Annotated in this window: 13 protein-coding genes; 4 read left to right on the forward strand and 9 right to left on the reverse strand. The window is 38.2% G+C overall.

Going from position 1 to position 13,592, the window contains the following annotated elements; all coding sequences use genetic code 11:
* Window position 1 precedes the first annotated feature (1 nt).
* The 6 genes from traF (B9T66_RS02390) to B9T66_RS02415 all read right to left on the reverse strand — a co-directional run bounded on the left by traF (B9T66_RS02390) (window position 2) and on the right by B9T66_RS02415 (window position 5,787).
* On the reverse strand, window positions 2–1,636 hold the full coding sequence (traF, locus tag B9T66_RS02390) for a conjugal transfer protein TraF (RefSeq protein WP_095627402.1): 1,635 nt from the start codon (window positions 1,634–1,636) through the stop codon (window positions 2–4).
* 35 nt (window positions 1,637–1,671) lie between these two features.
* A complete protein-coding gene (gene traF / locus B9T66_RS02395) occupies window positions 1,672–2,823 on the reverse strand; it encodes a conjugal transfer protein TraF (RefSeq protein WP_095627403.1) in 1,152 nt (383 codons plus the stop codon).
* Window positions 2,824–2,904: 81 nt separating this feature from the next.
* On the reverse strand, window positions 2,905–3,489 hold the full coding sequence (locus B9T66_RS02400; protein WP_095627404.1) for a hypothetical protein: 585 nt from the start codon (window positions 3,487–3,489) through the stop codon (window positions 2,905–2,907).
* Entirely contained in the window at window positions 3,489–4,049 is a 561-nt protein-coding gene (locus B9T66_RS02405; protein ID WP_095627405.1) for a hypothetical protein, read from the reverse strand. Before B9T66_RS02405 ends, B9T66_RS02400 begins: the two co-directional genes overlap by 1 nt.
* Complete coding sequence (locus B9T66_RS02410; RefSeq protein ID WP_095627406.1) at window positions 4,049–5,071, reverse strand: hypothetical protein; 1,023 nt, start codon at window positions 5,069–5,071, stop codon at window positions 4,049–4,051. The genes B9T66_RS02405 and B9T66_RS02410 overlap by 1 nt, the downstream gene beginning before the upstream one ends.
* A gap of 47 nt (window positions 5,072–5,118) precedes the next feature.
* Complete coding sequence (locus B9T66_RS02415) at window positions 5,119–5,787, reverse strand: lysophospholipid acyltransferase family protein (protein ID WP_095627407.1); 669 nt, start codon at window positions 5,785–5,787, stop codon at window positions 5,119–5,121.
* A gap of 137 nt (window positions 5,788–5,924) precedes the next feature.
* On the opposite strand from B9T66_RS02415, the gene mqnE reads away from it, so the two are divergent.
* The gene (mqnE, locus tag B9T66_RS02420; protein ID WP_095627408.1) at window positions 5,925–7,013 is read left to right on the forward strand and encodes an aminofutalosine synthase MqnE; all 1,089 of its coding nucleotides are present in this window, start codon (window positions 5,925–5,927) and stop codon (window positions 7,011–7,013) included.
* A gap of 50 nt (window positions 7,014–7,063) precedes the next feature.
* Window positions 7,064–7,963: a UDP-3-O-acyl-N-acetylglucosamine deacetylase gene (gene lpxC / locus B9T66_RS02425; protein WP_095627409.1), complete on the forward strand. Its 900-nt coding sequence runs from the start codon at window positions 7,064–7,066 to the stop codon at window positions 7,961–7,963.
* A 107-nt stretch (window positions 7,964–8,070) separates the two neighbouring features.
* On the opposite strand, the gene B9T66_RS02430 is transcribed toward lpxC, so the two are convergent.
* The 3 genes from B9T66_RS02430 to B9T66_RS02440 are packed head-to-tail and all read right to left on the reverse strand — an operon-like array spanning window position 8,071 to window position 11,208.
* Window positions 8,071–9,372 carry a DUF4153 domain-containing protein gene (locus tag B9T66_RS02430; RefSeq protein WP_095627410.1) on the reverse strand — a complete coding sequence of 434 codons (1,302 nt, stop codon included), beginning with the start codon at window positions 9,370–9,372 and terminating at the stop codon, window positions 8,071–8,073.
* Window positions 9,373–9,387: 15 nt separating this feature from the next.
* Window positions 9,388–10,710, reverse strand: coding sequence for a glutamate--tRNA ligase (gltX, locus tag B9T66_RS02435; protein ID WP_095627411.1), 1,323 nt, complete (start codon window positions 10,708–10,710; stop codon window positions 9,388–9,390).
* Between the two features lie 3 nt (window positions 10,711–10,713).
* Window positions 10,714–11,208, reverse strand: a complete 495-nt coding sequence (locus B9T66_RS02440) for a flagellar FLiS export co-chaperone (protein WP_095627412.1) — start codon at window positions 11,206–11,208, stop codon at window positions 10,714–10,716.
* Between the two features lie 112 nt (window positions 11,209–11,320).
* On the opposite strand from B9T66_RS02440, the gene B9T66_RS02445 reads away from it, so the two are divergent.
* Window positions 11,321–12,673, forward strand: coding sequence for a M99 family carboxypeptidase catalytic domain-containing protein (locus B9T66_RS02445; protein ID WP_095627413.1), 1,353 nt, complete (start codon window positions 11,321–11,323; stop codon window positions 12,671–12,673).
* Entirely contained in the window at window positions 12,673–13,530 is an 858-nt protein-coding gene (locus tag B9T66_RS02450) for a TIGR02757 family protein (RefSeq protein WP_095627414.1), read from the forward strand. Before B9T66_RS02445 ends, B9T66_RS02450 begins: the two co-directional genes overlap by 1 nt.
* The last annotated feature ends 62 nt before the right edge of the window (window positions 13,531–13,592 follow it).

Raw genomic sequence — 13,592 nt, forward strand, 5'->3', positions numbered from 1 at the left:
CCTACCAGCTTAGGCTACCACCCACGCGTAGGCTAAGGTATTGTGGCATTGGATATCCTTGGATATCGGTAAATTTCGTGCTTGATTGCAAGGCAATATCAATAAGCCCTAGCACATTAATCCCACCTGTAAGGATTAATCCATTATCTTGACGCAAATCTTTCATCGCACCAAGGCGTAGATCAAAGCCTTTCCATATGAATCCAGCACCACCGCCTACCATTTGGCTTTTTTGATCTTTGGTGCTAAAGGCGATGATGTCATTTTGTGTGAGATCCACATCAAAGGCGAGGTTAAAACCAGATTGCGTGTAGTATGCTATCCCTGCACGCGCCTGTGGTTTAATCGTGATATCTTGTAGCGTGGAGTTAAAGGTCGGAGAATTGAGGTTTTTACCCACAAGCCCTAAGGTAAGATAGCGGAATTTTGGCAAATCAATCTCATATACCGCTCCCACATCTACCCCTATGGCTTTATCCATAGTGGTATTTTTGAAATCTTGCACGATTTTATTCATTTCCGCGTTAAAGTCTGTTTTGGTGGTGATTGCGACTTTACTTTGCATACTAACGCTATTCATAAGCTTTCCAGCTATCCCAATGTTTAGATTCCCATTTTTGAAATAAAATGTGCGCGCATAGCCTACAGGTATCTCGCTAAGCACAAAAGAAGTCATATAGATACTATGTGCATTTTGTGTATTTGTGTCCTGCAAAGAGGCGATGAGGGAGTGGTTATCGTAGTCCGTTTTAATTGAAAGCCCATATGTGTAGCCATCATCGGTGATTTTTAGCTCATAATACTGCCCACCTGCCTCAATAATAAGGCGCAACCTATCGGCATTGGCATTGAGTGAAATATTGGAATACAGCGACCCAAACAACCCTACTGCAAATGTGCCAATTATATCATTCAGCGGTCGAGAGCCTAATTGTAAGACAATCCCATTTTGACTAACGAGATTCATATGATTATCTTGCAAGGCATTTTGCACCATAGCAATATCACTCATAGACTTATCTAAGCCTTTATCTGAACCCTTGCTAATGGTGATAGATGAGATTGCATTTGTAATACCAGCAGTGCCATTGCCCATTTGGAGATTGTCAAAATCTATACCACCAGCAACGCTTGTGATGAGATCTTTTTGGACTTGTGTAAGACTTGAGCTACCTTGGATATTTTGTTTGATTGCATCAATAAGGTCATTATAATTGCCGTTTTTGTTGCTTTGGAGATAATCTTTGAGTTTTTCTTGAGTTGTCTTTCCGCTACTATTTGGAAGTAAAGTTCCTAAGGCACTATCTATCGCATTTACTACGCCATCTACCGCAGCCGTGCTTCCAGCCCCACCAAAACTAGAGGCAAGGTTTTGGGCAGTTTGTTGCATATTTGCAAGATCGATTGTAGCAAGTTGCGCGATATTTTTTTCTTGTATGCTGACACCAACGCTATAGCCAAATTTTACTTTTGGCGAGGCAGAGAGTAGGGCAGGGTTATAATACAATCCAAATGCCGAATTTTTGAGGGCCACTCCAGCTCCACCCATACTCGCCGAGACATTTCCCATAGTCCCAAACTCCAAGGCATACATACTAGTAGCACATGTAGCCAAAACATATAGAAATTTTTTCATACAATTTTCCTAGATTGTGTCTTTGTGCCTATGATCTAAAAGACAAACCCACCGCCGACTTGTAACGCTACATATTGAGGAATGGTGCTACCATTAAATTCGCCTTTTTGTGTAGAAAATGCAACCGCTACATCTATGAAGCCAAGCCCAAGTCCGGCAGAGAGGATAGCACCATTATCTTGACGCAAATCTTTGGCTACCCCAGCACGTATATCAAAGAATGCAAAATCTACATCAACCCCCACACCCATTTTTTGTGATTGGAGTTTGGAATTTGTGAGATTCCATACATCATTGTTTGTCAAGTCCGCATCAGCCGCGATTGTCACATATTTGCCAAGTTCATAGCCTATACCAAGTCTTGCTTGTGGGCGCACTTTGATTTGTGAATCTCCAAAAGAAAAAGTAGGTGTGTTGAGGTTTTTGCCCACAAGTCCTATTGTGAGATCTTTGATAGGGGCATAGGTTACACCCAAATCCACACCAAAGGATGAATCTTTGTTGTTGGCTACTTTTAAGACATCTTTAATAACAGTGTTTTCAAGATCATTTTTATTAAAGTCTTTGGTAAATCTGTTGCTACGACTTCCAAAAGACGCATTCATAAACTTAACCGCTATCCCCGCGCTAAGATCTCCTATAGGTGTTTGGAATTTGTATGCATAGCCTATAGGGATTTCTGTGATACCGATATTTTTGACATCAAACGTTAGGTTCGCATTATCTATGCTAGTACTATTGTTAAAGCTTGAAGGCAAGTAGCCACCAAATGATGCAAATGCATAGGCGCTTTCTGTATATCCGATAGCAAAATTCCCAAATGTAGTTTCTGGAAGCTGCAACACTAATGCGGCTTGAAATTTTGCATTGACATTATTATTTTTAAGCAAGTCATTAAAGCCATTGATATCTGAAATAGCGCCAAGGTTATAATTCAAAAGCTCAAGCATATTTTTGTGGCTGATAGCTCCACCAATGCTATAGCCTATTTTTGTGCCTGGTTTTGCACCCAAAAGCGCAGGGTTAAAAAATAATCCATAAGGGCTGTTTTTGACAGCAACACCTACGCCACCCATACCAAGGGCTTTGTGTCCTACTTCGTTAAATTCCATAGCACTAAGTGTGCTTACACTTGATAGTCCCAAAACAATCGCACTTATTACTGAACCAAAAGATCGTGATTTCATATCTACATCCTCCACAATATTGACTAAAATTTTATGGTAGCACAAAATCCATAAATCGACAATTTAGCGCAGTATTTCATACTATGGGTTTTGTTGTTTTTTGTAGGCTAAGTTTTCTTGCAAGATGAGTGCGTGTGGCTTGTAATGGCTTTGAAAAATATCAAGATATAAAGAAACTTTGAGCGTGTGTGAAGCACGATCTTCTTGTATTTTAAGTGGCACACTTAATTCAATAACATAGGGCAAGGTATTGATTTTTTGCATAAAATCTTGAAGTTGTGCGTTATTGTGCATATATCCCATAAGGTGATAGCGCGTTTTAGAAATGTCATTTTCCATACTTTGGGATACTTGCTTGAGTGTGAGACTAGCAAAATATTCACGCAAAAGCTCCAAAAGTTCAGAATCTTCTGGTGTTTGATTATAGAGTTTATCAAAGGATGTGTGATGAGTTTTGATAAATGCTAATGTTTTGGCACTAATGGCATTAAAATCTGCCTTGGCTTGGTTGTAGATAAGCTCTGTATGCCTGTTTTCGGCAAGTTGGGCTTTGTAATCATAGATTTTTGGCATAATGTGTTTGGTAATGCCTATGAGAGCCAACACGACAAACAAGAGGAAAAATAATGTATTCTTGACAATAAAGTCTGTTTTGTATTCGTTCATTACTCTCCTTTTGATTGTTTTGTTGTCGTGGTAGGGTATTTTTTGCTCACAGAGATGAAATTAAACCACCCATTGACAAGAGGAAAAAACTCGGCTTTGCTTTCATCAAAACTCGCTTTTAGGAGTGTTTCTAGCAAAAATACATATACTTCTTTTGATGGTGTTATGCCACGAAGTTCTAGTGTATGTGTATCGATTTTTAGGGTATTGAGTGTAATTTGGGTTGGAATGATGTCCAATAGGCGTTTAAAGCCATCTCTAAAGCGTTCATTATTGGATTGTGTTTGGGGATCTATACCCTCTATAATACTTGCTACACGATTTTTTTCAAACCCTAAGCGCTGTAAATAATCTTTGGTCGCTATGATATTTAGATTCAGTTTTTGTGTGCGTAGTTCAAAATCTTTTAGTTCCTCTTGTTTGCGCTGAATCTGCCAATCCAAAAGCATACTAAAAAGGAGGACACACACCACCATAAGCACAATGTATAAAATCCATATTTTCGTGAGGCGACGAAAAATCGATTTAGGCTTTGGCTGAATAAAGCTATAGCTAGTCATTAGGGATTCTCCCTTTGTATAAGTTCAAGGAGAATCTTACCAAGATTCACGCGTTGAAGTTCCACATCTAGTAGTAATGTGTTTTTGATATGAGCGAGGGCTTGTGGCGAGATACCATAGGTATCAAAAATCACAATTTTTTCTAAAAAGTCACTTCGATAAATATCATTGCTATAAAATTCGTTGATGCAGTTTATGATTGTTTCAGCGGCATTGTGCGCGCGTGCTATATCCCTAAGCTCCTCAATGCGCGATTGCTCTTCTTGTTTTTGCTTTTGTATTTGGATTTCTTGGGGTAAAAACTCTTCTTGTAAGACTTCCTTGTCAATGTCTTCTAATTCGCCTATCTCTTTGAGTTCATCAACAGATGAGCCAATCGCACCCTCAATATTTTTCATATCAAGCAAGGAGTGAATCTCGCCTATTTCCTCTTGGGTGTCATCGCCAATTTCTAGCGCATCACCTAGAGAAAAATACCCGCCAAATGAGACACCTTGTGTATCTGCTACCAGCAAACTTACGCTACTGCGTGCTTGGAGAATATACATACAATTGCGTTTGCGGAGATGTTTTTTGATAAGCATATCAAGCGCAACAAATGGCGAAAAGAGATAATCCAATCCCAAAGCCTTGAGATACCGCACACGATTTTCATCAATGGCGCGTTTTTGGATATAGCACATCCAATTATCAAAGGTAATAAATACATTATCGTTTGGCTTGATACCAAATTGACTAACTTTTGATTTTTGTGTCGTGCTTACAAGACCTTGGTTGTAGGTTTTGGAAAAAGCACCCAAAAAACTAAATGGGTATTTGCGTTTATAGGTTTTGATAAGCTTTACTGCTTCTATGGGAAGTTCGTTGTTAATGCATTTAAAGTCTTTTTGAATCTCTTCTTTAATGCGACCATTTTTTTTTACTATGATACACACATTGCAGGTTTTCCCATCAATATCTACACCAATGAGAGTCGTGCAAAAAAATGGTCGCAAGAAGCTAGAGAGATGTAATAAACGCAATCTAATTCCTTAAAGTCAAAGTTATTTCTATTGTATCCAAATTTTTTTTAAACTTCTTTATGTATGGTATCCACGCTATCCATATATGCCAAAAGTTTCTCTTTTGCTTCTTGCAATGGCATTTTTGGATCTACAATAAATCCTTCAATAGCATAAAAATCAATCGTGCCAAAGGGTTTTGGAATCTTAAATTTATCCCATGTTTTAAGTTCCCAGTATGCACTACATTTCACACGCAAGGGGACAATAGGCACACCAGTTTTTTGACTCATCGCTACCACACCATCGGCTATGGAATGATAAGGTCCCTTAGGACCATCGGGCGCCATACCTATGTCACAACCATTTTTAAGGAGTTGTATAGATTCCATAAGCACTTTTAAACCGCCACGAGAGCTTGATCCACGCAAGATTTGAAACCCAAAATACCTACAAAGTGTAACCATAAGTTCGGCATCAAAATGATGTGACGCCATAAGATAAAAACCTTTTGAGCGTTGTTTAAAGGCTTTTTGGTGCGTATTTAGATAGCGATACAAAAATGGCAGCATTAAAAATTCGCCATGCCAAAAAGCACCAACAAAGTTATTGTGTATCATTGCCTCATGAAAATGGAATCTGCGTCGTGATGTGAGATATAACACCCAAAGCAACACCCACACAATACGCGGTAAAAAAAACAAAATGAGTTTGCGCTTGGTTTGTTTAGAAAGCATACAAACCCCTCCTATACGAAAAATCGTGGTATTCTAACGCATATTTGCTTACTTACTCTTTAGGCATTTGTTAATCAATGCTTTAGTGTATATTTGGCATAATACATTATTTAGCGACAACTTGTAAGGAGCGCAATATGCAAGATATTTTGGAACAAGCATTAAGTGGTGAGAATCTTAATGAAAATGAGTTAGTAAAGCTTTATGATTTGGATATTTTTACATTGGGTAAAGCCGCAGATTCTATCCGCACTCAAAAATACCAAAAAAAGGCATTTTTTAATCTCAATCGTCATATAAACCCTAGTAACATTTGTGCTGATGTGTGTAAGTTTTGTGCATTTTCGGCGCATAGAAAAAACCCAAACCCTTATGAAATGAGCTTAGATGATATTCTTGCACAAGCAACCGCTTCTTATAACAATGGCGCAAAAGAAGTGCATATTGTCTCTAGCCACAATCCAAACTATACATATGAGTGGTATATGAATGTTTTTAGGGAAGTAAAAAAAGCCTTGCCACAGATTCATATCAAGGCATTGACTGCCGCAGAAGTGGATTTTTTGGATAGAAAGTTTGGCAAGGGATATAAGCAGGTGCTAGCAGATATGCTAGAAGCTGGGGTAGATTCTATGCCTGGTGGTGGTGCAGAGATTTTTGATGAGGGGGTGCGCGCGTATATTTGCAAAGGAAAGGTAAGCTCTACGCGTTGGCTTGAGATTCATAGACATTGGCATTCTTTGGGCAAGATGAGTAATGCGACTATGTTGTTTGGGCATGTAGAATCTAAAGTCCATAGAATAAATCATATGCTTCGTTTGCGAGAGGCACAAAGTCCGCAAGATAAAGTAGATTCTAAACAAGGGGGATTTAATGCGTTTATTCCTTTGTTGTATCAAAGACACAATAATTATCTTGATGTCAAAGAGTTTCCAAGCGGACAAGAGATTTTAAAAACTATTTCTATAGCGCGTATTTTGCTCTCTAATATTCCACATATTAAAGCATATTGGGCTACTTTGGGGATTAATCTTGCAGTGGTGGCACAAGAGTTTGGCGCAGATGATTTAGATGGCACGATTGAGGTAGAAAGCATACAATCTGCCGGTGGAGCCAAAAGTAAAAATGGCTTTGATAAAGATGAGTTAATTTTTCAGATTAAAAATGCCGGATTTACACCTGTAGAGAGAGATTCTCTATATAATGAAATACGCGTTTATGCTTAAAATAACGCCTAAAAGTCGATGTTAGAGATGAAAGAATATGGAGGCGATGTATGAAACAAAAAACCATTCAAAATAAAGTAGAGCTTGTAGGGATAGGACTACACAAGGGCGTGCCTGTAACAATGAGCTTAGAGCCTTTGGCAGAAAATAGTGGCATTGTATTTTATCGCCAAGATTTGGGAGTGAGTATCGAGCTAAAACCCCAAAATGTGATTGATACAACTATGGCAACCGTGCTTGGTAAAGATAATGCCAAGGTTTCAACAATCGAGCACCTGCTTTCTGCTATCCACGCGCATGGGATTGATAATCTCAAAATTTCACTAGATAATGAAGAAGTGCCAATTATGGATGGTAGCGCGATAGGGTATTGTATGTTGATTCAAGAGGCTGGGATTGTTACACAAAATGCACCCAAAAAAGCATTGGGCATAAAAAAACCTATAGAGGTAAAAGATGGTGATAAATTTGTGCGTTTGGAGCCAAGTGAGAAAACAATTTTTGATTTTTCTATCCAATTTCCACACCAAGCCATTAAAAACCAATCCTATAAATTTACCTTTAGCACCAAAGCATATATTGAGGAAATTGCGCGTGCGAGGACATTTGGCTTTTTAAATGAAGTAAATTACCTCCGATCCATAGGTTTAGCAAAGGGCGGGGATTTAAGTAATTGTATCGTGCTTGATGATAATGGCGTGATGAATAAAGAGGGGTTGCGCTATAAAGATGAATTTGTGCGACATAAGATTTTAGATGCTATCGGTGATATGGCGTTGATTGGAATGCCTTTGCTTGGCACATATGTAGCCTTTGCCGGAAGCCATAAACTAAACCACCTTTTGACAGAAAAGATCTTGAGTGATGAGAGTGCGTATGAGGTGATTTCACTTGAAGATGTGGCAGAAGATGAGGCTATGGATTATGCCCTCACTCCGCAAAATGCGTAATTAGGACATACGGATTAGATTCACATATGCAGAGATACGAATCTCTGTGATATTTTTGTAAAGTGATGTTGCAATCTTTGCAATAGTTTAGAATCTGTTTTGAGATTCTAATTTTGAGATTCTAACAGGGGTGTTTGTGTGAGGTAATCGCTGCTTTGTAGCGTATGTTTGTCGCTATATTGCCCAAATTCTTGCAAAAGCAATAACGCACTATTGTATGCAGAGACAAGTTTGATAATCTCTCCTTTGGTTTTTGTGCGTTGTGTGTTGGGATCATTGAGGATATGCTCAAGAGATTGGAGATGATGTAGTTGGGAGTAGATACTTATACTTGGTGTAGCAAATCCTCCTAACCCAAAGCATACCACAAATCCCACCGATATAATCCGCATAAAATCTTTTTTTATGGATGTGGACGCAATAAGGTGAAATTTTAGGATCATATAGCTTATCACCACAAAGACAAAAAACACTCCAGTCAATAAGACAAAGATTCTATTTGGTGTGAATCCATATGTATTGATACGCACACTAATTGCCCAAATTGCTATAGATTCTAAGATACATGCAACCACCAAAAACATAAAAGATATTTTAGGTTTATGAGATACCGCATTCGCCCACGCTAATAACACCAAGAAAATACCAATCCATAGCACTATATGCACTACCCCATCAAAATATTGCTGTGGGGAAAGTGCATAAAGACCAAGCAGTAGTATATATCCAAATGCAAAAATATTAAAAACCCATAGCACAATGGCATTTAAAGGTTTGTGAGAAGATCTATTTTGGATAGTTGCTAAAAATCCCAAAAGCCTGACACAAAGCCCATATGCATAGAGACATAAAACAAAAAGAGTAAAAAATAGCCAAATATAGTCCATACTAATAAAATTCTCTACAAGCTCTTCGACACCGATAGCAAATAAATCCATAAGTCCTGCCCCTAAGCACCAAAGAAGCACATTCACACATATGGCTTTTATAAAACTCATGAATCTGTCTATATCTTGTAGCACCACATATGCAAATACACCCAATACTACAGCATTAAGACTTGCATAGTAATACACATATTTTATGTTACCATATGTCGAAGTAAGACTAAAAAATCCATTTTGAAATACCAGATAATAAACTATCAAGCTTACTACCAATACTATGAGTGCGCCAAAGCCAATGCCCGTGAGTGTATTGGCTTTACGGATTTTACACATAAGAGAATCTACCACGATACTAAACCAAAAGACAAAAAAGAAAAAACAACCCCAATATATCGTTGTTAAAGTATAAATTCGACCTATTAATATCCACAAGGTTACATACCCAAAGTATGCGCTAAGAACAATAAATCCAAGAGGATATGCTCTAAGCACACACAAAAGATATTCTTTGTAGTTTTTCATCTGTAAGGTTAGTTATTATTTTAAACGCACAATATCTTGCAAGAAGTATTGTAAAAATGGATATAACTCGTGTAGCTCCAAGCCGTGTGATGTGCCAGTGAGCAAGATTCTAAGAGGCTTAAAGAAATTTTTGCCTTTTAAACCTGTGCGAGCCATAAGCTCGGTTTTGAGGGATTCATACTCACGCAAGGCTAGAGAATGTTCTTGCATAAGTGTTTGGAATCCTGCATAGAGAATCTGACAAGATTCACTAAAATCTTGATCCTCATAGAGTGCAAAAATATCTTTTGGGGCAAAGATAGCATCGATTTTTTCTCGAATTTCATTGAGTGTGCTTGCTTCTTGTAAATAGAGTTTTGCCAAGCCACCTACACTCGCATCTGTCGTGTTAAGCAATAGAGCCAACTCGCTTTCATTAAGCATTTTAAGATGTTCACGATTGATAAAGCGCAATTTTTTTATGTCAAATTTTACGGGCGATTTTGCGATATTTTTGATATCAAACCACTCTAGTGCATCTTGTAGTCTAAAGATTTCTGTTGGTGTTTTATTGCCCATAGCAATGAGATAATTCATAATCGCTTGAGGCAAAAAGCCTTGCTCTAGGAGCCAATTAACGCTTGAGGCATTATCGCGCTTACTCATCTTAGAGCCACTTTCTCCAAGAATAATAGGCAAATGCGCATATCCAATGTCTTTGGTGTAATCTAGGTATTTTCGCACCAGAATCTGTCTAGGCGTGTTGCTTACATGATCTTCACCACGCACAATAAAGCTAATATCATAGAGCATATCATCAACCGCACATGCAAAGTTATATGTAGGAATCCCATCTTCTTTGAGGATTACAAAACTATCAATCTCATTAGGTCCAAAACTAATCTCGCCTTTAATTTCATCGAGAAATTTTATTGTTTCTTGCGCTCCTTTTAGTCGCACCACAGGTTTTGGATTAGAATCTTTGTGTAAAGTCGCCCAAGATTCATCATAGCGAAATGGTTTTTTTTGTTTTTTGGCTTCCTCGCGTTTTTGATCTAAAAATTCTTTGGTGCAATAGCAATAAAATGCATAATCTTTAGAGATAAGGTATTCAGCGATTTTTTGATGATAGCCAAAGTTATGGCTTTGATACACAAGCTTATCCCACAAAAGCCCAAAGAGATTAAGAATGCTTAAAATCTCTTTGTCCTTGCCTTCAATATTGCGCGCAAGATCTGTATCTTCTATGCGGATTAAAAAGGGTTGGTTGGTTTGCTTGGCGATGATGTAGTTAAAAATAGCGGCACGGAGATTGCCAATATGCATATCACCCGTTGGTGAGGGAGCAAAGCGTAGCATAATCTAGCCTTTTAGCATAGTAGCAAGTTTAGTGCTATCTACAGATTCAAAACGCTTATTTGAAGGCGCAAGGAGGGCCTCGCTAAGTTCTAAAAGCAAGTCGTTAGATTCAGCGCGTTTGTCTTCTATAAAGCCTTTCATTGCACTAAAATCTTGCGACAAAGCCAAGGGATTTTCAAAACAAATATCTTTCATACTTCCATTGATTTTAGCGCTTAGGGGTGTGTCAAAAAGTGGAGTGCCCATAAATTTTGTGTTTTGAATAATTTCTTCTATGCGCACACATGCGTTATTTTGTAAGGTTTGTAATTCTTCTGCGCTGACACAATCCTCTAGCTCACAAGATTCTATCTCTTTGAGAATCTTCGTAAGGCTTATATTTGTGATTTGCAATGCGCCAATAAATTCATTAAGACCTTTAGAATCTTCGCCAAAGCGCTTGTGTGGATTGCTTGTAGTAGTATGAAGATGTGATTGCAATGTGGATAATGCTATCATAATAAGAATCCTTTGTGTGAAACTTCATAGCCCAAGTCAAGCATATTGTATTCCATAATGTCGCATTGCTTTTATGTTATAATGTCGCCTTTTTTCAATAAAAGGAATATGTATGCAGGTAAAAATATGGCGTATTAGTATATTGGTGGCGATGTGTTGTGGTGTGATGTGGGGAGCAAAAATTGCGCCTATTGATTTCAAAGTCTATGATATGCCAACCAAAGATTCAAGTGGTCCTAGTGTGCTTATTATGTCTGGCATACAAGGCGATGAGCCCGGTGCGTATAATGCAACAAATCTTTTGCTTCAATACTATACAATTAAAAAGGGCAATATCCGCGTAATACCTGTGCTTAGCCCACATTCTATGTATTATAATAGCCGAGGCGTGTATGGCGATTTAAATCGTAAATTTGCCACACTTAGCACTACAGATCCTGAATACAACACGATTCAAAAAATCAAAGAACAGATTTTGCGACCTGATGTGCAAGCAATTTTTCATATGCATGATGGTAGTGGGTTTTATCGTGAGAAATATATCAATGATATGCTCAATCCAAAGCGTTGGGGGAATTGCTCGATTATCGATCAAGATTCTATTGAGGTTACCCCATATGGCAATCTTAAAGAGATTATTGCACAGGTGGTAGCACACACAAATACTGGAATCTTAAAGCCTTTGCACACATATCATATTCACAATACCTACACCGCTACAAAAGATAAAGAAATGCAAAAAAGCCTTACATTTTTTGCTATCACACACAATAAACCAGCTTTTGCACACGAGGCATCTAAAACCTTGCCATTGCGAGAGAAGGTATATTACCATTTACTAGGTATTGAGGGCTTTTTGCAGGCAGTTGGGATTGAATTTGAGCGTAACTTTACGCTAGATCCACAGACAATTGCAAAACTCATTGATGATCCAAATATTACTTTTAGTATAGATTCACTAATTACCTTACCGCTTTTAGATCTTAAATCACCACTAAATTATTTCCCTATGCCACAAAGTGCTAAAACACAGCTCCAAGATTTGCCCATAGATTCTCAAAGCTATATTGTGGGGCTTATGCATAGAGAGGATTCTACTATTGGTATCAAATATGGTATGCGCACAATGGGCGTGATTAAGCCTTTGTATTTAGAGTTTGATCATACATTGCCAAGCGTATATATGCGTATCGATGGAGAGGAAGCCAAGGAAGTCAAAATGGGCACAATTATTCAAGCTAAGCAGTCATTTTGGATAGAATCTAAAGAAGGCTATCGTGCCAATGTGATAGGATTTGTTAAGCCTGGAGATACGAGTCCTAAGCCCCAAGAGTTTGATACACTTATACAAAAAAATAGAATGCTTAAGAAATTTGCTGTTGATAGTGCAAATCGTATGTATCGCGTGGAGTTTTATAAAGGCGAGGCATTTGCGGGTATGATTTTGATAGATTTTGTGCCATAATGCCACAAAAACCTTGTTTCACACAATATGTCAAAAATACAACAAAATTGCAGCGTTTTTTAGATTCACATTATGAGGATTGCAATACCTTAGAGAATCTTAGCACACCAGATCCTATCGTGGTTGTGCGACGCTACACACAACACCCATATTTTGCAGAAATAGCGCTTTTGTGCGCGCTTCTTTCGTATGGTAGCGCCAAGCAAATTGTTGCATTTTTGCATACGCTAGATTTTGGACTATTAGAGCATACAGGAACACAAACGCATAAGATGCCTTATTATCGTTTCCAAAATGCACAGGATATACAGGCATTGTTTGCAATTTTGCGAGAATGTATTCGGCGTGGTGGCATTAGAGAAATTTTTGCGCGTGGTGCAGAGAGTGGCTACACGCCTTATAGAATCCTCAATGCAATCTATCATAGCATAGAAACATTGCGCGAGATAGCCTTGAATCTTGGCGTTTCTAGTAGGGGTGTGGATTTTGCCATTGGTGCAGAATTGCCCAAAGATATCAGTTTTGGGAAGCATGAATATTTACAAACCTCCACATCTTTGTTTAATCCCAAGGGCAAAAGTCCCCTAAAGCGATGGAATCTCTTTGCGCGATGGCTTGTGCGTAATGATGCGCTAGATTTTGGAATTTGGCAAGATATAATTACACCAAGTGAGCTTATTATACCGCTTGATACACATACTTTTGCGGTAGGACAAAAATTAGGACTTCTAAAACGCAAAACCTATGATCTTGCTGCGGCATTAGAGCTTACCCAATCACTGCAAAAATATTGTCCAGATGATCCCGTGCGTTATGATTTTGCATTGTATAGAATCGGGCAATCTAGGGCAATCTAAGATTCATAAGTGATGCTTAAAGAATGCTGTATTTAAAGAAAGCGTCTAATGTCGAAATTAAA

The organism is Helicobacter sp. TUL, assembly GCF_002287135.1.
GTDB lineage: Bacteria > Campylobacterota > Campylobacteria > Campylobacterales > Helicobacteraceae > Helicobacter_F.